The sequence below is a fragment of the Oceanobacillus sp. CFH 90083 genome (assembly GCF_009389585.1).
GTDB lineage: Bacteria > Bacillota > Bacilli > Bacillales > Amphibacillaceae > Oceanobacillus.
Genome location: NZ_VIYG01000002.1, coordinates 83,162 through 108,573, shown reverse-complemented (window position 1 = coordinate 108,573; position 25,412 = coordinate 83,162). Strand labels below are relative to the sequence as shown.

The 25,412-nt window shown below is 38.9% G+C and carries 21 protein-coding genes; 15 read left to right on the top strand and 6 right to left on the bottom strand.

What is annotated here, in order from left to right; all coding sequences use genetic code 11:
- Positions 1–27 precede the first annotated feature (27 nt).
- From FLK20_RS03060 to FLK20_RS03045, 4 genes are all read left to right on the top strand, one after another.
- The gene (locus tag FLK20_RS03060; protein WP_227994840.1) at positions 28–825 is read left to right on the top strand and encodes a sirohydrochlorin chelatase; all 798 of its coding nucleotides are present in this window, start codon (positions 28–30) and stop codon (positions 823–825) included.
- Positions 825–1,436 (top strand): precorrin-2 dehydrogenase/sirohydrochlorin ferrochelatase family protein, encoded by a 612-nt coding sequence (locus FLK20_RS03055; protein ID WP_152655094.1) that lies wholly within the window; start codon positions 825–827, stop codon positions 1,434–1,436. The genes FLK20_RS03060 and FLK20_RS03055 overlap by 1 nt, the downstream gene beginning before the upstream one ends.
- A 482-nt stretch (positions 1,437–1,918) precedes the next feature.
- Positions 1,919–4,555, top strand: a complete 2,637-nt coding sequence (locus FLK20_RS03050; RefSeq protein WP_152655093.1) for a cation-translocating P-type ATPase — start codon at positions 1,919–1,921, stop codon at positions 4,553–4,555.
- A 174-nt stretch (positions 4,556–4,729) separates the two neighbouring features.
- Positions 4,730–7,042, top strand: a complete 2,313-nt coding sequence (locus FLK20_RS03045; RefSeq protein ID WP_227994839.1) for a polyprenyl synthetase family protein — start codon at positions 4,730–4,732, stop codon at positions 7,040–7,042.
- Positions 7,043–7,169: 127 nt separating this feature from the next.
- On the opposite strand, the gene FLK20_RS03040 is transcribed toward FLK20_RS03045, so the two are convergent.
- From FLK20_RS03040 to FLK20_RS03030, 6 genes are all read right to left on the bottom strand, one after another.
- Positions 7,170–7,505 carry a hypothetical protein gene (locus FLK20_RS03040; RefSeq protein ID WP_152655092.1) on the bottom strand — a complete coding sequence of 112 codons (336 nt, stop codon included), beginning with the start codon at positions 7,503–7,505 and terminating at the stop codon, positions 7,170–7,172.
- A 1-nt stretch (position 7,506) separates the two neighbouring features.
- Complete coding sequence (locus FLK20_RS21815) at positions 7,507–7,881, bottom strand: hypothetical protein (RefSeq protein ID WP_227994838.1); 375 nt, start codon at positions 7,879–7,881, stop codon at positions 7,507–7,509.
- Between the two features lie 41 nt (positions 7,882–7,922).
- Complete coding sequence (locus FLK20_RS21810) at positions 7,923–8,372, bottom strand: hypothetical protein (RefSeq protein ID WP_227994837.1); 450 nt, start codon at positions 8,370–8,372, stop codon at positions 7,923–7,925.
- A complete protein-coding gene (locus FLK20_RS21805; protein ID WP_227994836.1) occupies positions 8,365–8,637 on the bottom strand; it encodes a hypothetical protein in 273 nt (90 codons plus the stop codon). The genes FLK20_RS21810 and FLK20_RS21805 overlap by 8 nt, the downstream gene beginning before the upstream one ends.
- Before the next feature lie 8 nt (positions 8,638–8,645).
- Positions 8,646–9,218, bottom strand: coding sequence for a DUF6792 domain-containing protein (locus FLK20_RS21800; protein ID WP_370453161.1), 573 nt, complete (start codon positions 9,216–9,218; stop codon positions 8,646–8,648).
- A gap of 143 nt (positions 9,219–9,361) precedes the next feature.
- Complete coding sequence (locus tag FLK20_RS03030; RefSeq protein WP_152655091.1) at positions 9,362–10,033, bottom strand: hypothetical protein; 672 nt, start codon at positions 10,031–10,033, stop codon at positions 9,362–9,364.
- A gap of 823 nt (positions 10,034–10,856) precedes the next feature.
- Between FLK20_RS03030 and FLK20_RS03025 the strand changes: the two genes are divergently transcribed.
- From FLK20_RS03025 to FLK20_RS02975, 11 genes are all read left to right on the top strand, one after another.
- The gene (locus tag FLK20_RS03025; protein ID WP_152655090.1) at positions 10,857–11,150 is read left to right on the top strand and encodes a WXG100 family type VII secretion target; all 294 of its coding nucleotides are present in this window, start codon (positions 10,857–10,859) and stop codon (positions 11,148–11,150) included.
- A 138-nt stretch (positions 11,151–11,288) separates the two neighbouring features.
- Entirely contained in the window at positions 11,289–14,864 is a 3,576-nt protein-coding gene (gene esaA / locus FLK20_RS03020; protein ID WP_152655089.1) for a type VII secretion protein EsaA, read from the top strand.
- Positions 14,839–15,345 (top strand): type VII secretion protein EssA, encoded by a 507-nt coding sequence (essA, locus tag FLK20_RS03015; protein WP_194165506.1) that lies wholly within the window; start codon positions 14,839–14,841, stop codon positions 15,343–15,345. The genes esaA and essA overlap by 26 nt, the downstream gene beginning before the upstream one ends.
- 12 nt (positions 15,346–15,357) lie before the next feature.
- Positions 15,358–15,612 (top strand): EsaB/YukD family protein, encoded by a 255-nt coding sequence (locus tag FLK20_RS03010; protein ID WP_152655087.1) that lies wholly within the window; start codon positions 15,358–15,360, stop codon positions 15,610–15,612.
- A 270-nt stretch (positions 15,613–15,882) separates the two neighbouring features.
- Positions 15,883–17,121, top strand: coding sequence for a type VII secretion protein EssB (essB, locus tag FLK20_RS03005; RefSeq protein ID WP_152655086.1), 1,239 nt, complete (start codon positions 15,883–15,885; stop codon positions 17,119–17,121).
- Between the two features lie 42 nt (positions 17,122–17,163).
- On the top strand, positions 17,164–21,609 hold the full coding sequence (gene essC / locus FLK20_RS03000) for a type VII secretion protein EssC (RefSeq protein ID WP_152655085.1): 4,446 nt from the start codon (positions 17,164–17,166) through the stop codon (positions 21,607–21,609).
- A gap of 319 nt (positions 21,610–21,928) precedes the next feature.
- Entirely contained in the window at positions 21,929–22,432 is a 504-nt protein-coding gene (locus tag FLK20_RS02995) for a YwqH-like family protein (RefSeq protein ID WP_152655084.1), read from the top strand.
- Positions 22,425–22,745, top strand: a complete 321-nt coding sequence (locus FLK20_RS02990; RefSeq protein WP_152655083.1) for a YwqI/YxiC family protein — start codon at positions 22,425–22,427, stop codon at positions 22,743–22,745. Before FLK20_RS02995 ends, FLK20_RS02990 begins: the two co-directional genes overlap by 8 nt.
- A gap of 13 nt (positions 22,746–22,758) precedes the next feature.
- The gene (locus tag FLK20_RS02985) at positions 22,759–24,549 is read left to right on the top strand and encodes an LXG domain-containing protein (protein WP_152655082.1); all 1,791 of its coding nucleotides are present in this window, start codon (positions 22,759–22,761) and stop codon (positions 24,547–24,549) included.
- A 35-nt stretch (positions 24,550–24,584) separates the two neighbouring features.
- A complete protein-coding gene (locus FLK20_RS02980; protein WP_152655081.1) occupies positions 24,585–24,962 on the top strand; it encodes a hypothetical protein in 378 nt (125 codons plus the stop codon).
- Positions 24,963–25,012: 50 nt separating this feature from the next.
- Positions 25,013–25,393: a hypothetical protein gene (locus tag FLK20_RS02975; RefSeq protein ID WP_152655080.1), complete on the top strand. Its 381-nt coding sequence runs from the start codon at positions 25,013–25,015 to the stop codon at positions 25,391–25,393.
- The last annotated feature ends 19 nt before the right edge of the window (positions 25,394–25,412 follow it).

Below are 25,412 nucleotides of genomic sequence, written 5' to 3'. Positions count from 1 at the left end.
TGAGGAGTAACTCCCTAAGGGAAATACATGAAGGAAGGTGAGCATAATATGCAGGCTATTTTATATATCGGGCATGGCAGCCGAGTCCAGCGAGGAAATGAGGAGCTGCTGGCTTTTGTAGGCAAGGCAAAGAAAAAGAATCCGCAAATCCGTATTCAGGAAACCTGTTTTATCGAGCTTGCCTCTCCAGCAATTCAAACAGGTATTGACAGCTGTGTCCGGCAGGGGGCAGCAAAAATTGCTGTGGTGCCGGTCCTGCTGCTTTCGGCAGGGCATGCCAAGCTGGATATTCCCAAAGAAATTGAACAGGCAGAAAAACGCTATCCAGATGTTACTTTTTCTTATGGAAAGGTGATGGGGGTCGATCCGGCAATGGTTGATTTACTGACTGCCCGTCTGGAAATGGGAGGGTTAAAACAGACAAAGAGACCACCTGTTTATGAAGCACGTGAATCTGCTTCTGTGCTGCTGGTTGGCCGGGGCAGCAGTGATCCAGATGCGAATAGTGATCTTACCAAAATTGCGCGTCTGCTCTGGGAAGCGGCTCCCGTAAGTGAGGTAAATACTTGTTATCTGGCTGCAACGCACCCGACACTGGATGAAGGACTGGATCAATTGCTGAAAAGTCCGCATGCACGAGTATTTATTGTCCCGTATTTGTTATTCTCCGGCGTATTAATGAAAGAACTGCGTCAGAAGTTAGGTGAATTATCAGAGCGAACCGATAAACAATTTATCCTCTGTCCGTATTTAGGATTTGATGACCAGCTTGTTGAGGTTTTGGTTGATCGGGTAAATACATTGCTTCAGGAAGAAGTCAGCTGATGCAAATTCCATTGTTTTTAGAGATAACAAATCAAACAGTAATTGCAGTTGGCGGAGGAGCTGTTGCGGTAAAAAAGGTAAGTCATTTTTTAGAGGCGGGAGCGGATATAACCATTATTGCACCGTCCCTCCATCCCTTTTTACAGCAATTATATCAAAAGGGGGAGATTCAATGGCAGGAAAGAGAGGCTCACAAGGGAGAGCAGTTTGATTGCTTGCTGCTTTTATTAATGACAGATAAGGAGGAGCTGAACCGGTCTCTTTATGAAAGTAAACAGCCGCATCAGCTTGTTTATGTAGCGAATGATGCACAAAACAGTGACTTATCCTTCCCTTCTGTCCTTAAACAGGGGCGGTTAACTATTGCATTGTCTACGGGCGGTGCCAGTCCAATTTATGCAAGACAGCTAAAAAATAAGCTGGCAGAGCAGCTCCCTGAGGAGATAGAAGCAGATCTTGCTTTTCTCGATCAGGCTAGAAAAAGTATTCTTTCACTTTCATTAATTCCAGCACAAAAAAAGCAGCTGCTGCAGCATATCACAACGGAGGAATTCCTGAGGCTGGATAATCGGCAGGAGCTTTTGAAAGAGCTGATTACAGCGGCTGAATGATGACTGGAAACAAGATGGTTAGTGCATTATTTTGAAATGCTAGTGGAAGAAATGAAGTGAATAGTTTCCAGATTAAATACGGGAGTGAGCAAAGGCTTAATCCCGTTTTTTTATGGGAGAAGGAATGAATGACAGGTTTGCAGCACAGGAAAGCTTGCTTTTATCAGAAGCGGGGAATATAGGTATTGCTCCACAGATCCACTTTTCTTCTACAAAATTCTCTTTGAACGAATACCCTGTTAAATGAAAAAGTTCAAATATATGAAACAAAATCATCGTATGTTCCGTATAGTTATTTCAAAGTATGGTATGATGTTGTATGTTTAACATAAAATAAGGTTTCATTTAACATAAATGAGGCAATACCTTAAGATAAACTAATTTTGTTTATTTTATGGATTTCATGTTGAAAATAATAGATAACATCGTTCGCTTGAACCAGGATACTAATTCACAAAAACAAACAGCAGGGAGACTTCGAAATGGAAGCATATCAAAAAAAAGCAGAAGATGTTCTGGAAGCAGTGGATTCCACGCAACAGGGCTTATCAAACAGGGAAGCCGCATCAAGGCTTGAGAAATATGGTTTTAATGAAATAGAAGATAAAGAAAAAGTTCCGACATGGAAACTTTTTCTGGGCACCTTCAAAGATCCAATGGTGATTGTTCTGTTAGCAGCGGCCGCGGTTCAAATATTAATTGGAGAATGGGTGGAGTCACTCATTATTTTTCTCGTCCTGCTTATCAATGCTGTGATTAGTGTTGTACAGACAAGAAAAGCGGAAAGCTCACTGGAGGCATTGCGGGATATGTCTGCTCCGGCAGCAAAGGTGATGCGGGATGGCACAGAAAAGACGATTGCTGCCAAAGAACTTGTTCCTGGAGATATTGTCTACCTGGAAGCAGGGGATTATATCCCTGCTGATGGCCGTATGCTGGAAAGCGGTTCGTTACGGGTAAATGAAGGGATGCTTACCGGTGAATCGGATGCTGTAGAAAAAAATACCCGAGTCATTGAAGAAGAAGCGGCTTTAGGAGACCGTCTGAATATGGTTTACAGCAGCTCTTTAGTTGTATATGGACGGGGTGCTTTTGTTGTAACCGGAACAGGGAATCAAACAGAGGTCGGTAAAATTGCCGATATGCTTTCTACTGCCGAGCAAAAGGAAACACCATTACAGCAGAAGCTAAATAAATTCAGTAAGCAGCTTGGTGTCGGCATTCTTATTTTATGTATTGCTATTTTTGCTGTCCAGGCAGCCCGTATCTGGTTTGGAGACAGCGAGGCTGATACAGCAACAGCATTATTAAATGCGTTAATGTTCTCTGTGGCTATTGCTGTTGCCGCAATTCCTGAAGCATTGCAGTCCATCGTTACGATTGTTTTATCTGTCGGCACGAACAAAATGGCGAAGCAGCATGCGATTATTCGGAAGCTGCCGGCAGTGGAGACACTGGGATCGACAAAAATTATTTGTACGGACAAAACAGGAACACTGACGCAAAATAAAATGACAGTAACGGATGAATTTTTACCGTTTCATAATAAGGAACGTTTACCTGAGAATCCCGACGATTGGGATAAATCCGAAAAATTCCTTGTATATATAGCGGCGCTTTGTAATGATTCTTATATTAATCAGGATAAGCAGGAAATTGGCGATCCGACAGAGGTGGCGTTAATTCAATTTGCAAATAAATTTCATCTTGATTATCAGGCATTACGAAAAGACTATCCGCGAGAAGCAGAGCTGCCCTTTGATTCCGATCGTAAACTGATGTCCACTGTCCACCGCATTGATGGAGAGCGCCTGTTATTCGTCAAGGGCGGACCGGATGTCATGTTCCAGCGAGCCGGTTATGTGCTGACAGATGGTGAGGAACAGCCATTGACGGCAGATGTGCTTGCGCAGTTTGAAGGAGCCAACGAGGATTTTTCCAATCAAGCATTACGTGTACTGGCTTACGGCTATAAACGCTTACCGGAAAACCAGACTGAGATTACTTATGAGGATGAGCAGGATTTTGTACTAGTCGGGCTGACAGCAATGATGGACCCGCCAAGGGAAGCTGTGTATGGCTCGATTGAAGAAGCAAAATCTGCCGGTATCCGGACAATAATGATTACAGGAGATCATAAAACGACAGCACAGGCAATTGGCAGAGATATCGGCCTGATGGGAGACAATGATATTGCCATTACCGGCAGTGAGCTCGATAAGATGTCAGATCAGGCATTGACGGATAAGCTGGAGCAAATATCGGTTTATGCCCGTGTATCACCTGAAAATAAAATACGAATTGTCCGTGCCTGGCAGCAAAAGGGTGCTGTAACGGCAATGACCGGTGACGGGGTGAATGATGCTCCTGCTTTAAAACAGGCGGATATCGGCATTGCGATGGGAAGCGGTACAGATGTTTCCAAGGATGCTTCTGCCATGCTTCTGACCGATGATAATTTTGTATCGATTGTAAATGCAGTGCAGGTAGGAAGAACGGTATTTGATAATATTAAAAAAGCAATCGGCTATTTATTTGCCGGAAATCTCGGGGCAATCATTGCGATCCTGTTTGCTGTTATCTTTAATCTTCCAAATCCGTTTACCGCATTACAGCTCTTGTTTATTAACCTGGTCAATGATTCCCTGCCGGCAATTGCACTTGGTGTAGAAAAGTCAGAAGCTGGTGTGATGAAGCGAAAGCCGCGTCCGGTCAATGAAGGTATCTTTGCCGGCGGTACACTGCGGACAGTGCTGACACGCGGTATTTTAATTGCTGCTGCTGTAATCATTTCCTTCTATATCGGCTTATCCCATTCGAATGAAATGGGGGTAGCAACGGCATTTACCACTTTAATTATGTCGCGAACCTTACAGACCTTTGCAGCCCGCTCCAATACACAGACATCGATAAAATTGGGCTTCTTCTCCAATAAATATGTTATTGGTGCTGTTGTAATAGGTTTTGTATTATATGGCATTACGCTGCTGCCATTTGCAAGAGATGTATTTAACATTCCTGCTGCCTTTGGATTGCAGGAATGGGCAATCGCAACAGGCTTAGCAGCTGCAGCAGTGATTTGTATGGAAATAACGAAGAAAATTTTTTATAAAGCATAGAAAAATGAATGAGTGATAAGTTAAGGACGAATGCCGTTTACCGAAGATCCGAGATGAGGTAAACGGCATATTTTTAACAAATGTAAAGCTTTTGTTAACTTTTCTTTGCTTCAACATTGTTTGCGAAGCTTCATGATATACTTAATTACTTAACAAAAAATATGGGGATAGAATATGATGATGGATAGAGATTATTTTCAGTTAAAGCAGGAGCAGGCACAAGCATATTTTCAGGACTTGCATACTCAAATACAACAAGAGGACTTTGCATCTGCATTGACAGAGATGCTTTATCAGTACCAGCACGCTAAAAAGAAAACATGGCTAAACGTTGATCAATGGAAGCAGCAGCCGGGCAAGTCGTTTATTGCTTATCTGGCAAAAACAGGGCAGCTGGATTCCTATTTACACCGGAGCGTTTCTTATATCTATTTCCGTGATCTGGGCAGAGATATTACATCGGAAGCAATGCAGCACAGGATAGCTGAGGTAACAGAAGGCATTAAAAATTATTTGTATAAGAAGGAACAGCAGGTACCGTTTCATGTCACAGAGCTGTACCAAATGGCAGAAAAAGAATCCCTGGAAGAGGTTTTCTTCTGGGTAACAGATAAACTTCAACGTGTTTCCGCGATACTTCCTGAAGGATTGGACAAGCATGAAGCCAAGCGAAAAATAATGAAGATTATCGCCGGGGTCGTGATGCATGAAATCGAGGAATTAAATGAGAGGCCGTCCAAAGAACGAAGAAGACAATTGCTGGATCAGGCTGTTCGTACCGGCTATTACTATGGCTTGACTTATCCATTAATTGATGATGTCCTCGATGCAGATATATTAACCGTATCGGAAAAGCAGACGTTCGCTTATTTTATCAGACAAACTTTATTAACGGGAGAGGTAATCCCGATCAAAGCGGATGACTGGCAGGAGAAGCATTGGCCGTTTATTTCTGCTGTGTATCAAGAGCTGTCCGAAGCTTTCCATTATTTAAAGTCATGTCAGCCGGCTGAAGGCAGACACAATTTCTTAGAAAATGCTTATTTATTTTTTGAAGCTCAGGAATTAGACCGGCAGAAGCAGCTGGACAATGCCCATTATACAAATGAAGAGCTGTATACGTCCGTCATTCTGAAAGCAGCTTCCTCCCGTCTGATTATCCGTTCCTTTAAACCTTTTTCAGAAGATGGGAATATCGAAGCAAATATGTTTCACTATGGCATGTATAACCAGCTGGCCGATGATTTAGCCGATTTTGATGAAGATCTGGCAAATAAGAATGTCACACCCTATACGTATTTTGTGACGTATCATCATCAAAACACGAGCTTCATCAATCCCTTTGCGATGTATTGGTCTGTTATTTATTATTTTATTGATAAGCTTTATCCCAAAAAGCCGGAGATGAGAGATATTATATTGGACCGCGCCATAAATGGCTTGAAGCGTTTAAAGGCAAGGCTGGGAAAAGAACGCTATCACGCTTTTCTGAAGCAGTTTTCCTTTGATAGCCATTTTGACAAGGCTCTGGAGAAAATAGTGAACCGCCAGCAAAATGTGGCTTTCTTTGATAAGTGGATTCGGGATCAATTTTTAGATACATTGAAACAAAATCAGCAAGTAAAGAAGCAGTTCGGGTTCAAAGTGAAGGGTATCAAGGAACAATTGGAAGAGCATCTTCTCTTTGACGCAAAGGAAAATTCATTAGAGGAAGCAGCAGACTACAGCTTATCAGGTCAAGCTAAGCGCCTGCGGCCAATCATGACGTGGATGATGGCAAAGGAAGGTCTTCAGCTTCCTGATAATCTGGTGCTGCCTTTAGCAAAATCAATCGAGTATATGCATACAGCCTCGCTGATTTTTGATGACTTGCCCTCTCAGGATAATGCTCCAGAAAGAAGAGGAAAGCAGACACTGCATGAGAAATATAATCATGCAACAGCTGAATTGACCGGGCTGTGGCTGACACAGCGGGCTGTTGAGGAGCAGGCTGTTATCAAGCATCAGGATCCGGGTCGGCTATTGGAGCTTATTGCTTACTCAACCCGGACAACGCAAAATATGTGTAAGGGTCAATTCCTTGATTTACAGGCAAAAGGAAAAACGTTAACCCTGGATGAGTTAAAGGAGCTCTCGGTTTATAAGACGGCTCTCGGATTTGAGGCTGCACTGATGATGCCCCTTATTATCGCCGGGGAACCGGATGAACGGAAGCAGGCTGCCAAACGTTTTGCCTGCCACGCCGGCATTGCTTTTCAAATTAAGGACGACTTATTGGATGTATCCGGCGATGCAAAGCTGTTAGGAAAGCAGCCGGGACGGGATCAGCAGAATAATAGCTCGACCTTTGTTTCCATTCTTGGTAAGACTGAAGCCCAAAAGGAAATGTGGAAGCATTACATGGCGGCTAGAAAAGATTTAGCGATGCTGCCGGAGATGCCTTTCTTTTATCAGCTGTTGGATTATTTGGTGTTGCGGGATTATTGAGGTTGGTTGATATAAAATTGGAGGAGCTTCACATTCTGTTTTGAGGAGTGTGAAGCTCCTCTTTAAGGTGGAGCAGAATTCATTTGATAGATTGCTTTCTCCAGCAATGGGACTAATAGTATATTAATTATGTCGTTGGTGTATTTTCATAAGTTATTGTCAATTTTTGCTGCTTCATATCTTCTACTTGTTCCGTGAAATTATTGACAATCGTTCCCACCTGTAGATAAGTAATCAGCTTCAACATATACTCCCGCCTCATTAAAACTTTTTCCGATAACAAAGCTTCTACTATCTCACCTTTTTGGTTTTCACCAATAATTATTTCATCAATTTTTTTATAAATATCTTCATCTATATCATTGATTTCCTCCAAGTAGTCTCTGAGTATTTGTTTTTTATTGGAATAATCCTCGTTAGGCAGCAGCTGTTCGGTCACTGTTATGGTTTGCAAATCCTCCATGCTAAATCTCTCCCAACAATTTAAACATTTGAGCAACGTTATATTCTTCATCAAATAACGTTTCAATAGACGTACGGTATGTTTCGATATGATCCAATCCTTTTTCAACAGAGTCCTTGAGCTCATCTATCTGTTCATCCAAATCAGCATTCTCCAACGGATAGATTTCTTCATGCACTTTAATTTCTCGTACAGTTTTATTCAATCTTGGAACGTAGATATGGTTACTTAATATATTTCTATGCTTTCCAGGATTGGACTCCAGCTCCGCAATTCTATTATATACGGCGTCTTTTTCTTCTTCATAGCTATTCTTTAATTCCTCATGCACTGCCTTCTCCAGGTTGTTAATAATGCTTGTCTTTTCTTCCAGCAAAGGAAGACACTCTTGATACATCCTCAATGCAGCTGAGATATTTACTTGCCTCCCTCTGTAGAAGAAAGAACCATATCCGTACTAATGTAACTCTTATTTCCTCGCGGCATTGCAGAAAGCATCTCGGGTAAACTGTGACTATTCATAATAATATGCAGGTTATCCATAATTCCTGTCTTTTTCATTCTTTCAAGGCTGTCCATAAGATCACTGTAATACGATCTTACATTCAGAAATGATCCAGCATCTACTCCAAAGGCACCTCTGGGATCTCCTGCGCCACTCCCGATAGCGTCACGATATGATTGATTGTCGGCAATTGTTTTTTCAGAGTCACCCAAAAGGGTATAAATAACTTCGGTTTCTTCTATTATTACTTCTTTTTGTTCCTCTGTAATATATCCTTCTTCATGCAATTTTCCAAATAGTAATTCTTTATTATCATTGATTACACGTAAATCCTCCAGCACTGGAGGTAATTTCTCATTCATGTTTGCGATGAGAGAATCCCAACCATTCAGAAAATCCATCATTGTCAAATAGTTTCAGATCTACACCAATCACTGCTTCGATTCCTTTTGATGGTCCACCTTCTTTTGCACCAATGGCGTATTGAATCGCAATATCTTGAAAACTCTTGACTACATCATCCGTTATTTCTGAAGCCAGATGATGCAATCCCGGTAAATCCGGATTTGTATCTACCCGGTTAATTTCTCCAACAGGAAAAAAAACCACGAACAGAACTGGCTGCATATAATGGATCATTCGTTGAAACCGTATTGTGTGATATTTTCTGATTTATCACTGTAGAAATCCACTGCAAAGGCATGGAGTTCTTCTGGAGGGATGTCGTATATGGAGTTGTATTTGGTTCCGATACTGAATTCTTCTGTAACTTTTTCTTCAAAGTCAATATCACTGTTAAATAATTGATAGTAATTAGTTTGTGTACCATTAACACTAAATACTTCATCAAATGTATCAAATAATAAATGAGCAGTGGTATTATTATTATGTGCTAAGGAATGGGATAATCCAATTGTGTTTATTTCATCTGCAACATTAAAATGATTTAATGCTTCCCGCTCAAACTCGGCTGTAGCATAGGCTTGGTCTGCTACTTGACCTGCAAATAAACCAGATAAATTATATTCCCAATCTTTATTATCTTTACTTCCTTGTGAAATCACATAAATTTCTTCTTTATTACCCTTCTTAATTTTTAAGGCAGTACCATCATATCCAGAATCTTTAATAGTAGCACTTTTCACTTCAGATGAATGATAGATGTGTATTTCCTCATCTAATAATTCGCCGGCCTCTTCAAGGTATATTTGGTTAAATTCCTTCTTAAATTCTTCTATAGCTTGTTCTAACGATTTATTTTCTAAAATATCAGGAGCAAAATGCTTCTATTCTAAGTCAATTATTCTCATTTTAAATTCTGGTGTTTCAATAATAGACATTCCCAATAAAATCACTCCTCTTCATAAGGTATCAATTCAATGGATTTCAAGTGGTCTATGATATTCTCTTTTTCTTCTTCTGGTAACTGTATACAATTCTTTTTATTCTTATCATCAGTACAAACAACCGTAATATTAATTTGTATTTGCTGATGGCTTTCATTCCAAATAATTGCCAATATAGAGTGCATATCTTCAAATGGTTTGTATTCAGCTATTTCCAGACCTTGCTTATCAAAGTTAGTTTCAATTGGTTTAAAACCATCCAAATCCCGATTAGCACGTGCAGACATTTGTTCCTTACTATTTTCTTCACTACTCATAAAGTGGTTATAATGCATCTTATAATTAACTCGAATGTCTAATAACTTTTCTATTCGTATTAATTCAACAGTTTCACTTCGATTTTCTGGTCCTACAATATGACTTCGTTGTTCAATAATTGTCTCTTCTGGAAAATCCATGGTAAAGCTTTCTGATTTTGATAAAAAAGGATAATAGCCCTCACGTACTGGCTCTACGGACTGTAAAAATTCCCTTGTAAATTCATTTTCAAATGCCGGTACTTCTGGTAATTCATCTGGATTCATTTCTGCAGGTTTTACATTTTCTTCTTGTTCATTTGTGCTGCAAGCTCCAAGCAATAATAAAACACATATCATCATGCTGATAAGTTTTTTCATTCTACATTCCTCCAGCATTTCTCCCTTTCTTTTACAATAACTATAAACAAATTACTATATATCTGCAATAAAATAATAATGATTTTTATATAATCTTTCATTATTAAATTACATCTGTCGCCATTTGTTTTCTGGATGATTGAGCTGTACTTCTTTAATACAAAATGCAGTTCCAACGATTATTTTATTTGGTTAGAGAAATGCATTTCATCCTTCAAATCCCTTGCGCCTGAGCAGTAGTGTTCATTTTATCAAGCAATAAACGTTTACTTTAATGATTCCGCATTCACAGGAGGGAATCGTCACAAAAAACATATAATATCGAATATATTCATAAATAGTAATATTATAGATTTTTTTCGCTGTTCAAATGGAGTATATACGCCATTATTTCGAAGTTTTCGAGAATAAGGAAAAATGATTTCAATATTGATATGTAAGCATTTTAAGCCCCTGTTTTAATGTGGACTTTAAAGTTTTTGTTATTATTTAGGAGTTTTTTACTTGAAATATTATTCCTAAGTTATATATATCTATATAATTTAAGTGTAGATAACGATAATAATAATGATAAATTAAAAATTTCTTAAAATAGGAAAACAAGATAATATAACTAAGTCTTTTATCCCTTTTTCGAAGTTGTTCACTTTAGTGTGTTAAATTAAAAATGAGTCTTTAGAATTATTGTGGAGAAATAAATGGAAATTTATTGACTTAAAATATAGGTTCTTTTAATCTATTAATAAGGATATTATTGAACATAAAGGTTCAATAATATCAATAGCTTTCCACAATAACAATAAATTATAAGGGAGAGAATAGCATGGCAGAAATTCGTATGACCCCAGAGCAACTAATTGATAAGTCTAAGGGATACGGTAGAAGCGCGGATACAATTGATAGTATGTTAGAAGATCTTAGAAGGTTGCAAGGTGAACTCAGAGATCAATGGAGCGGGGAAGCATTTACACAATTTGATAATCAGTTTATTGAATTAGAACCGAAAGTTATGGAGTTTTCGGATCTAATGAAACAAATTGAATTACAGTTAACAAAAACTGCAGAAGCTGTACAAGAACAAGATCAAGCTTTGGCTCGCAACTTCGGTTTACGATAAGTTTAGGCAAGTAGCACGATTATAGTTATGTAAAAGTAAAGCTCATAACAAGCTACATAACATCAACGTTATGTAGCTTGTTTACTATAAAAATAGCAATAATATTTAACAGCATTATTAGAGGTGGAGAGGTATTTCATGAAAAAAATAGATAAACGCTGGTTTCTGTTCCTTGTTTTAATAATTGTTCTTGCTTCCGGGTTATCTTTTTTAACACTAAATCAGCAAGAAGAAACAGAAGATCCAAATAAAGCGCAAACGATGTCGATAGCCCTTGTAAATGAAGATAACGGCTTTTTATTTAATGAAGCAATGATTTCTTTTGGAGATGCATTTGTGAATAGTATAAGCTTCGATAATCAGCATGAGTGGTATGTTGTAAGCCGCGGGGTAGCAGAAAACGGCCTTTCTAATAATACATACGATATGATGATTGTTATCCCCAACGACTTTTCGGAAAAATCTCTGAATATTTATTCCGAAGCTCCAGAACAAGTCGTTTTATCCTATAGAATAAATGCGTCTGAGAATCCGCGCATCCGCGAAGAAGCAGAAAGAACAGCCAGTGATGTGTTAAATCGTTTTAACCGGCAAATTATTGACGTGTACTTTGCAAGTATTGTAGGAAATCTGCAAAATGCACAGGATAACATAGCTGAGATGGTGGATCAGCAGGCTGGTCAAACTGGCAGGTATCAGAATGTTATCCACACCCCTTTATCCGGCTACACTGATCAATTTGATCAATTAAAAAACCAATCCGAACGCTCTGTAGAACAATTTGACATATTTGAACAACGTTTGATTAGCTATGAAAACCAATTTGGAGAGGAAGCTCAACAGGGAGAAGCTTTTTTGACGGAGATGGAAAATGCCTCGGAAGAAGTGACAGAGCTACGGTCAAACTATATTTCTATCTATCAATCCTTTCAAAGCTATATAGAGCAGGTTAACCAGGAAATGAGAGCCAGCTCGAGCTCGGCTGATGACCAGTTGATGAGCATCTTAGCAGAAAACCAGACAATGGCTGATCTGCTTTCTGAGCGGGAAGAAAAAAATTATAATAACACCTTGGTACGAATGGATTATTTCGATTATCTTCTAACGAATGCGGAAGAGCTGGAGAATTATTTTGAACTGTCCGCTGAGCAGATGGAAACATTGCGGGCGGAAATCGATCTCCTGCTTGAGAATAATAATGAAGCATTTCGATTGGAAATGACGGAACAGATTGAGGATGCTTTGGATGAAATGACAGAAGATAATCTCTACCTGAATCAACTTTTATCAGCGCCGAATCAAATTGCTTTAGATAATATCGATCAAGCTGTAAAACAATTGCCATCACGTCAATTGGATGATTTTGTGAACAGCGGATTACCAAATGAAAAAGAAGAAGAAATCAGACAGGTGCTGCGTGTAGCCAATCAGTACCAAAATGAATTTGACAGGGATATCCCGATAGCTGGTGATAATCAGAATCTATTAAAAGATGAATTAGACCGGCTGCAAAAAAATTTAAAAAATGGTTTTGAAATAGAGGATAAGGTTCACATTCCTGAAAATGAAAAGGATGGACAAGTTTTCACACTGCAAATACCGGATTCTCTGCACCTGTCCCACCTTATTATCCAGCTGCCGGGCAGCGGGGAAGGAGATTATACTGCATCCATAAATGAGAATGGAGAAGTATATCTGCCTGCAAATGAAGAAGGGGAATTAACAGTTCGTGTTGGTGTAAGGCCTGGTGCGGAAAATTCCTTTAACTTTTTTGATCCGATAGAGTGGTCCTGGAAATTGGAACAGGAAGATGTCGAAAATGTGGATGAGCCTGAAGAAGTAGCACAGCTGCATGCAGCACCTTCCATCACAGCTGGTATACGAACTGCTCAAACTATTCCGGTGGTGAATACGGAAGATAATACGGAATCAGACGAGGAGATTCCTGGTGAAGAATCTGAGCCGGATGAAAATCGTGAAGAAGAAATACCAGATGAAAATTCGGAATCAGATGGAAATCGTGAAGAAGAAACGGAAAACGAAGAAGCAAATGAAGATGATGAGGAAACAGAAGAGACGGAAGAAAATCACGATAATGAGGAAGAAAATGAAGGTTCAGAGGACGAAAACGGATCAAATGACAGGGAAGAGGAAGAAGATACTGATCAAGAAGGGGAATCACCTGGAGAAGAGGAGGAAGAGCAAGAAGAGGAAATTGAAAGGCTGTATGTTAAAAATAATACGATTCAGCATAAAGTGATGACAAGCATCCATGATCTCAATGCAGAAATGCAAACTTTATTAAATACAACCATCTATACCGTAAATCATTATCAAAAAGTGCAGGGATTGTTAGAGAACTATTTCGGAGCAGATATATACACCTTGTCTGCTGGCTTGGGAAATCAATCTTTAACAAGCTTAGCAACAGATGAGTCACTTTATCATTTATTTAATGAGCAGGATTTTAATAATTTAATGAAGGATTATTTTACTGCTCAAATCCTGGATGATATGGCAAATCAATTAGAAGCACCTGTTCAAGAATTTAATTTTAATATGGATGCATATCAGAATGGTATGGAAGAAATGAAATTACAGGCTGAAGAACTTGTGGAGCAGGCCTTGCAAACAAACAATGAAACAACTGCCTTAAATACCGACTTGAGTGAGACATTAACGGATGTACAAGCCTGGCGGGAAGAATCACTTCAGCTATTTGATGAGCAGCCGGAGCTTGCGGCGAGTGCAGAAGGAGAACAAATCGCTGTAATGAATCTGAGCAGTGAATTTCGTCCGCTGTTATCTTACAGTCAATCCTTGGCAGAACAGGCCGGAACAAACCTGGATCAATCCAATCAAGTATATGAAACATTTGAACAGCTAAACCAGCAGGCCGCAGATATTGAACAAAGCGGTTTGGACTTAGTGGGTAATGCAGAAACACTGGCCGAAGATATGGTAAGCAAATTAACAGATGATGAGAGTTTTGTTGAAAACTTTTCAGAGGTATTAGCTAATAGCCGCATAGGTGATCGACAAAATGAAACGCTCTATGACTTTTTATCGAACCCTGTAGATGCAAGTAATGAAGGGACGATGCTTTCACAAGGAAACACATTCACACCATATTTCCTTGTACTTATCACCTTTGTGGTTGTTCTATTTACAGCCTATGTTATTTCAACCATTCATCAAAAATACGAAAATAAAAGTCTGATTGATGAAGATGGTTCCCTGATCAGAAGCAACCTGCCAATTACTCTTATCATTGGCGGAGTTGGTATTTTAGAAGGAATTGTGATTGGTATTGTCGCCAGCTATTATTTACCAGTCAGTCAGTGGAATATGCTGCAATTAACACTATTAATGATATTTACTGTCCTGGGAATGCTTCTCGTCTCTACGTATCTATTAAGGCAATTAAAAATGCTAGGTATGTTTATTATGCTGGTTATTCTGAGCTTTTACCTGTTCTTTACCAATGCGCTTGGAACAGGAAATATCGGAATGCCGGAGCTGGAAAAATTCTCGCCAATGCAATATTTTGAAGCTTTTCTTATTCAATTAACAGAAGGAAATGCGTCCATTGGTCTGGCATTCTTTGTTTTTATGACATGTATCATTTTAGGTTCAATTGGGAACTTATTTGTCATTCATCGGACACAAAGAGAGGAAGATGACACAGATGAGAGCCAAATGGAGCAAGGTTAACAGACAATGCATCTTCTGTTTGGTTTTGCTGATACTCCTGCCGATTGGAGTATCAGCAGAATCAGATACAGATAATCAAATAGATGGAAGTCTGCAAATGAAGATGGAGCGGATTCAGGAAAATAACAGAAGTGAAACAGAATACCGGGAAACAGAGCTGGAAAAGCAATTCCCTGATCTTTTTAAGAGTGAAACGGAGCAGGTAATTGACGAAAAAGTAATGGAGCAAGGGACAGAGAAAGAACAGGTACTGCAACATATATTTTTAGAGGATGTAGAAGAAAACCAAACGATAGAACACGTGAAAAATCAACTTTTTCAAGCAGATTATGATTCTGCTGCCGCATTTAATACGGGCTCTGAAGAGGAAAATCAACAGGCAGGAAGCAGTGCAAATACGATTATTTTAATCAGCTTAATTACTTTTGCAACCTTACTATCCATCGCACTCTATTTTTCAATGCAAAAATTTTTAACGTAGGAGAAAAATGAAATGGCCAACAACACACATATTGATGTAACACTGGATTTTCAATATAAGCTGGCGGGCGGGCTCAGCTATGACCTGCGCATCCCTATACAAATTACTGTCAAGCAGCTCATCCCCATGATTATGGAGACGCTTTATATAGAGCAAGCTGATACACAGGCAGTGATTAAAATACCAACTAAAAATCTTCTTCTATCCGATGACGATTATCTGGAGGATTTCCCTGTAACCAATGGGGATATCCTTGTTATCTTATAGAGGATGTTCAAAAAGTCCACAAATGATAAGTGGCGAATCTCTGCGTTGATATGATTTTTTCCGATACTCACGTATTTAAAAGCATAGAGGTACTTCTGTTAAGACCGTCCACGTCGTGTGGACAACACAGAAATCATCACACCGTTCGTAAAAACCATATCGCCTTGACCTTCTTGCTTCTAATTGGGAACTTTTTGAACACGTATTTATAGAACAGGATTGTAACTACATAAACACACTTTCGTTCTGAAAAGTAAGGAGACCAAAGAGATGAATGAAGTAAAGATAGAATTGGATCAGATGACCTGGGAATTAAAGAAAAATAAAAACAAGCTGGAAACGGTTATACCAAAATCACAGACAAACCTGCAGCATAGCCGTCTGTTTGATTTAATTCAAAAGGATACTTTTTTCCTGACCCCGATGGAAGTAGAAGAGGAAGAGGATCAATATCGCTTTATTTATACGATCAGGCCAGACAGAAAGACATGGGCGGATGTAAAAAAGCTGAAATATCATGAGAAATTGCGTTTGCTGAGAAATATCGGCAAATTACGTGTTTTTTTATCCAGCAGAGCTACCATTTTTATTCATCCGGAAAATCTTCTCTTTGATGACAATCTCATGCCAGAGGTGATTTGCAGAGGTATTCATGATATTGTCCCGCCCTTTGAAAATAATCAGGATAAATTACTGAAGCAGTATAAGTGTTATGTTATTGCCTGCTTCTCAAAAAAATATACATTCGATCAATTATATCATGGTGCTTTGGAGCAGGCGGGAGAAACAGAATTAGAAAGAAATCTTAAACCCCTGCAAACCATCGAAGAAGTGGAAGCTTTTCTGGAGGAGCAGTACCGGAAAGAACAAAAAGAAGTAGACAAAAGAATGCGTCTGGTGCCGTTCAGACGTTTTCGGCTCTTTAAGCAGTTATCCATTATTATGGCGATTCTTTCCGTTTTGTTAGCAGTACCATTAATCTATTACGCACTTTTAAATAATCCATTTCAGGATAAACAGCTGGAAGCACATGGTGATTTTTTAACAAATAATTATAACCAGGTAATCAGCACGTTAGAAGGAGAAAATCCAGAGAACTTTCCAAGACAGACGAAATATATTCTGGCTTATTCCTACATTCAAGTAGAAAGCTTGGCAGATAATGAAAAAGAAGCGATTATGAACAACGTTTCTGTAAATAGCAATGAAGATTATTTACTATATTGGATTTACAATGGTCAAGGGGAGCTGGAGGAATCTTTAGAAATAGCAAAATTTATTAATGATCCACAGTTAATTATTTATGGATTAATCCAAAACATTGGGCAGGTTCAAAATAATCCCGACCTGACAGGAGAAGAAAGAGATTCGGAGTTAGACCGTTTACAGTCTGAGCTGGATCAGATGATCGAGGACTACGAATTAATCCCGCCTGAAGAGGAAGAAGCATCTGACGAAGAAGGGGCAGCAGAAAACGGGAATACAGATGATGAAAATAATGATGAATAGCGGGAAATGATTTGGAAGATAAGAGAAGGGAAGAAGAAGAAAATGGCGAGCTTTATACTATTTGCAGCATATCAGGACGAACTCCATAAATGCCATTTGACGAAAGGTGTGGAACAGGACATTGTGATAGGCAGCAGCTGGAGGAATGCGATCACCCTTTCCGGTTTACAGCATGACATTCTGTTACATTGGGATGGAGACCAGCTTATATACGGAAAAGACAGCATCACCTCTTCTATTATGATTCAGACAGATGATCAGGAGCTGCGTTTGGATTTATTTGACTTGCATCAGGCATCTACGCTGGATACACAGGGGATAGATGTGATTACACTTGGCAGCGCAGATTACAATCATCTGCAAATCTCAGGATGGGAAAATGATATATTTCTGATTCGCAAGCAGGGTACGAATCATTTTTATCTCGAAGCTCAAAAAGGCAAGGTATACCATAATTATCGCTTGCTTCAAGAAGAAGCTGTGATCGAGGCTGGAGACCATTTGTTTATGGATGGTGCCTTACTTATCGTATATCCCGACAGCTTACAGATAACAACCAATCAGGTTTTTTCTGCCCAATTAACGGAATTAGTGGAGGAAACGGAGCAGTACGATGAAGAATATCCTGACTACCATCGCTCTCCTCGTCTGATTTATCGCGAGCCGGAAGAAAAACAAACGATAGCCAAGCCGGCTGCGAAACCTAATAAGCCCAGCGAACAGTTAGCACGGACAATTGTTCCGCCATTAGTAATGATTGCAGCGCTTATCATCGTTACTTTGATTCGGCCGCGGGGAATTTTTATATTTGTGATGTTTTCTGTCACGGTTGTCACTGTTATCTTCGCCATTACAACGTATTTTAAAAATGTAAAAAAATATAAAGAGGATATGCACCACCGGGAGACAACCTATAAAGAATATATGAAGCGAAAAACAAAGGAATTATTCCTGAAAAGTGAAGAGCAGCGGCATTCTTTGTATTATCATTACCCGGATGTAGAAGAAATAAGCACTATGGCTGTAAATGTATCAGAACGAATTTATGAAAAGCACAGCTATCAGCATGATTTCCTGAGCTTCCGTGCAGGAATAGGTGATGTCGAAGCAAGTTATGCAATTGATTTGAGCGTGGAAGAATTTATGAAGGAAGAAGACGAGCTGGTTGACGAAGCGAAGGCATTAAAAAAGCAATTTGAACATCTGGAGAATGTACCGATTACAACATCATTGATGAAGGGACCGGTCGGCTATATTGGTCACCGTCAGCTTGTATTAGAGCAGCTGCAGCTTCTTGTATTACAGCTGTCAATGTTTCACAGCTATCATGATCTGCAATTTATTACCGTATTTCCCGAAGAAGAAAAGTCACAATGGTATTGGATGCGCTGGCTGCCGCATTCCAGCATCCGCAATTTAAATGTTCGCGGTTTTGTTTATCATGAACGCTCCAGAGATCAGGTAATGCATTCTTTTTATCAAATCTTAAAGCAGCGGAAGCAAGCAATCGCGGATAGAGGAAACAGCAGTGATAAACTGCATTTTTCTCCACACTATGTTGTGATGATTACTGATGAAAAACTGCTTTTGGATCACACGATTATGGAATTATTTAATGAAGACCCGACCGACATCGGTGTCTCCCTCATCTTTGTGCAAGAAGTGATGCGGGCATTACCGGAGCATGTTAAGACAGTTATTGATATCCGGGATGCAAAGGACGGAAAAATCATTATTGAAGAGGAAGAGCTCGTAAACAAAGTATTTACACCAGATCACTTTCCTAACGGATTTGATAAGGAGCATGTTGCACGGGCATTAGCGTCTATCAATCATTTGGAAAATCTGAAAAACTCCATTCCGGAGCAGGTCACTTTTTTAGAATTATACAATGTAGAGCAGGTTGAAAGCCTATCTATTGGAACAAGATGGCAGCAAAATCAAACCTATAAAAGCTTAGCTGTCCCATTAGGATTACGGGGCAAGGATGATATCGTCCAGTTAAATCTGCATGAAAAGGCACATGGACCACATGGATTAGTTGCAGGAACAACAGGGTCAGGAAAATCGGAAATTATTCAATCTTATATTTTATCCTTAGCTGTAAATTTTCACCCTTATGAGGTAGCGTTCCTGCTGATTGACTATAAGGGTGGCGGGATGGCTAATTTATTTGAAAAGCTTCCGCATTTGTTAGGAACAATCACCAACCTGGATCGTTCACAGGCCTTACGGGCATTAGCATCTATAAAAGCAGAGCTGCAGAGAAGGCAGCGTTTATTCGGAGAGCATCAAGTCAACCATATCAATCAGTATCAGAAGCTGTTTAAGGAAGGAAAAGTAGAAGAGGCCATGCCGCATCTATTTCTGATTTCCGATGAATTTGCCGAATTAAAATCGGAGCAGCCTGACTTTATGAAGGAGCTTGTATCAACAGCAAGGATTGGTCGCTCTCTTGGCATCCATCTGATTCTGGCGACACAGAAGCCAAGTGGTGTCGTGGACGATCAGATCTGGTCCAACTCGAAATTTAAGCTTGCCTTAAAAGTACAGAATGCAAGTGATTCAAATGAAATATTAAAAACAGCCGATGCTGCAGAAATCACACTCCCGGGCCGTGCTTATATGCAGGTTGGGAATAATGAAATTTATGAGCTGTTTCAAAGTGCCTGGAGCGGCGCTGATTATATACAGGATAAGAAAGATCCAGACTATGTAGACACGACCATTTATGCCATCAATGAGCTGGGACAGTATGATCTGCTGAATGAAGATTTAAGCGGATTGAACCAGCAGCAGGAAATGAAACAGACAGTCAGTGAATTAGATGCGGTGATTGATTATATTCATGATTATACAGAGCAGCAGCAGATTGAACAACTGCCCCGTCCATGGCTTCCTCCACTGGCGGAGCAGATATATGGACCGGAATTAAGAACGGAAGAGTATAAAGCAGCCTGGCTCGAGGAGAAAAAGCCGCTGGAGGCGCTGATTGGAATCGTAGACCAGCCCGAGCTGCAGCAGCAAACGCCATTAACGATCAACCTGTCCAAAGAAGGGCATATACTGGCGGTCTCCAGTCCAGGCTATGGGAAGTCGACATTTCTGCAAACGGTCGTTATGGATTTAAGCAGTCAGCATTCGCCGGAGCATCTGCATGTTTATTTACTGGATTTTGGTACGAACGGCTTACTTCCATTAAAGCATATGCCGCATGTTGCTGATACGTTTTCCGTTGATGATGAAGAAAAAATCGGTAAATTACTGCGTCTGCTTTCGAAATTGATGAAGGATCGAAAGAAAAAATTAAGTAAATACGGCGTGGCTAATCTGGCAATGTATGAGAAAGCCAGCGGGGAAATAGAACCGAATATCTGTATTGTTCTTGATAATTATGAGGCTGTACGTGATATGAATTCTGCTGATGAATTTGAACGAATGATAACACAAGTCGCCCGGGAAGGAGCCGGTATAGGCATTCATTTAATTATGAGCACTGGCAGACAAGGGGCGCTGCGTATGCCGTTATTATCCAATATTAAAACACAGATTTCCCTTTATCAGATTGACCGCTCAGAAGTAAGAGGGGTTGTCGGCAGAACGGAATTAGAAATTGAAGAGATACCAGGAAGAGGGATTATTTCATTAGAAGATCCAGCGCTGTTCCAGACTGTACTCCCAACCTATGGAGAAGAAGTGTTAGAGCAAATTGATAACATACAGAAGACGGCGGAAGAAATGCTCACCTTCTGGAGCGGTTCGCTTCCTGAGCCGATTCCGATGATGCCAGAGGGAGTCATTGATTTTGCAACGTTTAAAGAGCACAAGAAAACGAAACAGCTGCTGGAGGAGAAGAAGCTCCCGCTCGGCTTCAATTTTGAAGATGTACAGCCATTCGGATTTGACCCAATGCAGGATGAACACTTATTAGTCGTCAGTGACCGGAAAGAAAGGCTGAATCAGATGATTCAATCGACAGCAAAAAATATCATTCTATTAAAAGATACTTACCGTACAATGTTTATTGATACCGTAGATCAACACTTTCAGGATATCGGAAAAAGCATGTATAACTATGTATCCGGAAAAGAAGAGATGACGCAGGCGCTGCAAAATATTCTTTATGAGATTGATATGCGTGAGAAAGAAGGCGGCAAGGAGCCAAGATGGCTGATCCAAATTGCTGATTTAGAAGAATTTATGGAACGGACCAATGCAATGTTGAAAGATATTTATAAGATAGTTGATCAGGGGAGCAGGACAGGGATTCATTTTATTTTCTGTAGTCATCATAATTACATTGGCTCCAGCTACGACAAGTCGGTCAGATATATTCGTGACCAGGTAGCTGTCGGCTTGGTCGGCATGCGGGTGAGTGATCAAGATTTGTTTAAAAAGACGATTATCCGTAAAGAAAAAACACTGGAGAATTATGAGTGTTTTATTCTGCATGATTTTGAACAGACGAAGGTGAAGGTTCCGGAGTAAGGAGACAGGTGAATGGGATATCGATATGACTTTTCAAACGATAGTCTAGTGCAAGAGGTGAAGAACTTATAAAAGGGAGAAGCGCAAGTAATAACGGAAGATATATATCCAGTGCAAACGCAAAGTTTAGGATCTTTATGAACATTGTATGCGAAGCTTCCATATTGATAACCTAAATATTAGAATATATGGTAATAGTCGATTAATAGTTGTTAGATAAAATAATCAAAGGATTGAAAGCGAAGGGCTGAGTATAGATTAGAATATTAAAAAGATACATGGGATAAAATGAATCAAGCAATTTCGAAAGTATCTGGTTTTGAAGAAGGACCATAGGGCAGTTAAAAGAATCCCAGAAAAATTGGAAGAAAAGTATAGATGGAAAGTTGAGGTGTATAGGATGACTGCATCTTTTGTATTAAATCAAAGATTGAGGATAGTGGATATAAGTTTAGAAGTGAATCAACTGCAATTATCTAATAAACAGGAGGAACTGGAGCGATTAAGGGAAGCGCAGAAAAATCTAGGAGAAGTACAAACTAATTTTTACGATGTAGAGGAAGAATGTTCAAAACCAGAATTCACATCAAATAACTTTAATGGAGAGAATGCAAGCTTAGTATCGGAAATAAGAGAAGATGGGGTAAGGGAAAGCTTTGTTTCGCTAGCTGAAGAACAGATTGGCGGGGCAATGACGGATATAGAAGAAAAAATAAGACAGATAATGAGTGATATCAGTGATATAAAGACAAACATTACTTCATTAGAATCACAACAAATAGAACTCGAACAGCAGAAAAAGGAGGCAATGAAAGATGAGTAAAGAGATTAAAGTATACCCTGAAATTGCTAAGCAGGGTGTTTCCGAAATGCGTTCATTATTAAATACAATGGAACTGTCTTTTGATAAGGAAGTAAAAGGAAAAAATGTATTGGATATGACAGACAAAATCAATGAAATAAATAAAGAACTCCATACTGTTTTAGAGTTATTTGAACAAACCTTCCTTCAAAATTTGCAGGCAGCAGAAGAGGCGATTGATAAAATGAAAGAGACAGATGCAGTGATAGCCAGAGATTTGTCGTTAAGAGAAAGGTCCGTACAATATAAAAGTAATATCGATCTAAATAGATAAGGGGGACGTCCTAATGAAGGTTTTAGAGACAGATTCGTTCATGGAGGGATTGGAAGAAGGAAAAGAAGGTATTGATACACTGATAGAAAATATGAGTACATTGCAAGAAGCAATTAATCGTTTTTATGATGCAAAGGATGTTTTAAGCGGAGAAGCGGGTGACTCTATTCGGACCTATTTTAAAGAGGTTCACGGACCCTTTTTAATCTCTCTTCATCAATGGCTGGAAAATTATCAAGAGGCAATGACTGCCATGCAAGAAGATATTCAAGACTTCGAATCCTCACCTAATGGAATAATTTATGAACAATTTTTAGAGGAAGACGTCATCGATGGATTAAAAAACGTGGAAACCCACAGTGAGGAATTTACATCAACTGCGAATAGTATTCTAAATCGTATAGCGGATATTGTAGCGTTAACTAAGGTTGATGATACAGATGTATTGGAGCAGGTTGATAGTGGTAAAAAAAAGGTACGGAGAATTGTAGATCAATTGTATAGTGTAGATGAAGCGCAAGTAGCAGCTTTGGAGTCGGTGCATACAGAATTAGATTCAATCAAGGATTATATTTCCGGGGTAGGTTGGGTTACTAGAGGTGGAGATTTATCTGTCAGGAATATTAATAATATTGGAAGTGCAGGAGTGGCTATCGGAAGTGCTGAATATATTGCAATGATGAATGGTGGAGACGAAGAAGGAGACATAATCCTAGAGCAATTACTTCAAAAAATGGCAGTTGGTGAACCTTTAACCTCTAAGGAAACAGATAAACTTTATGATTATTTTCAAAATGATTTTTTAGATGATGAAAAAAGGAAAGAAGTAGAGGAGATAATTGGTTATATTAATGAGGATGATATTGGCGGATTAACAGATAGGTTGAATGAAAAGGTTGTTATTTCTGACAGGAGACTGGAACAAGAAATGGAAATGGTTCAGGCATATGTATTTATGGGAGATCAAATGCCCAGCGAAACAAATTTGGATGATACGGATCGTACTAAATTAGAAGCCTACTCCATGCTGTTGAAGGATTATCAAAATAAAATGGTGGGTGACAATAAAGTAATTGAAGTATTTGATATTGAATATATACAAGATCATAGGGACATTCCTGGACATTTTTTTGATTCAAGAGTGAAAACAGTCGAATATAACAACTATCAAGATATTGTAAGTAAAGAACAATATCATGAAATTATATTTGATGACCAATATCAAGATATTCATCCTAGTATGTATGAACAGTCTGCTATAACGTATGCAACAGGGGTGTCTGCATCTAGTAATATTCAAGAAAGTGAATTAAACGAGAAAATAGAAGAACAAATACATTATGAAGCTAACTTTATAAAATCAAAGGTAAGAGAGATGTTTTTTGGAGAATTGGCAGATCAATTAAAAATTAGTTTTATTAAAGATGTAGGAGAAGCAGTATTTGAGTATAGTTCTGAGACAAAAGAATATGAAGAAGAGATAACCTTAATTAAGGCATTAATAGCTGCAACGGATTTAAGTATGGAGGTTGCGATTATTGAGCAGGATATTGGAGGGAGTCTAGAGGTGCAGCTCTATCCAACTGAAACCACTTTTGAGCAAATAAAGCGATGGAATGAACTTCATGAGATAAATCCTAATCTCTATTTTCCGGAAAAAGAAATTAACGCGAATGATTGGTATAGTGTTAGGGATAAAATAAAAGATATTGACCTCAATTTTGGAGAGAAAACAGCTGGTTATATTTTGTATGGTACTCAACATGGAGAAACGATAGATACTTTAGCTGAAGGTATAAATTAAAAAAATTTAGAAGAATGTAAAAGGAGCGTTTTCCAATGAATCGAATTAGATACAGTATTTTATTAGCCTTTTTCAGCTTTCTTGTAGGTTGTAGTAATGACGACATAACGGAAGAAGATTTAATAGGAGGAGAATGGGAAGTAATTGCAGGGTACAGTGATGGAGATCCCGAGGGAACCTCTTATTGTTCTTCTGGTGTGGATTCAGGACTAGAATTTAAAGATGAAGAAACAGTGTATTCCCAAGCTTATGAAAGAGATGTTTACTATAAATTAGTGGATTTAAAGGAAGGGCTTTCTCTTTACATTGAAGCTGGCTTGACTCAAATTTATTATATTGAAAAGATAAACGAAGATGAGTTTGGTCTAAGAGGCGTATATGATGATCAGAATTGTTATTTTAAGCGCCAATAAATAAGGAAAGCTAAAAGAAGAGTTGAACATTAAATGAGGTAGTATAAAAAGTGAGATGTATAAAGTATTGTTGGTTATTTTTTATTTTTATCATTCTCGTCGGTTGCAGCAGAGATGAGATAACAGAAGAAGATTTAATCGGAGGGAAATGGGAGTCAACAGCAGAATTTGATGGTAACAAGGCAGTGGGGGAACCTGATTGTCATCTTTTTGATAAGGGTCTGGAATTTAAAAGGGATGGAGCTGTCTATGTAGATTTTCATGAAAGAGACTTTGAATACTGGATAAGAGATAAACAAGAAATAAATTTTAATGATTCAAGTGTAGGTCGCTTCATGTATGAAATAGAAATGATTAATGAAGATGAGCTGGAGCTGACTGGGATAGGTTTAGAGGAAGGAAGAGCTTGTCATTTAGAACGTCAATATTAAAAAGCTATAATTACAAAGG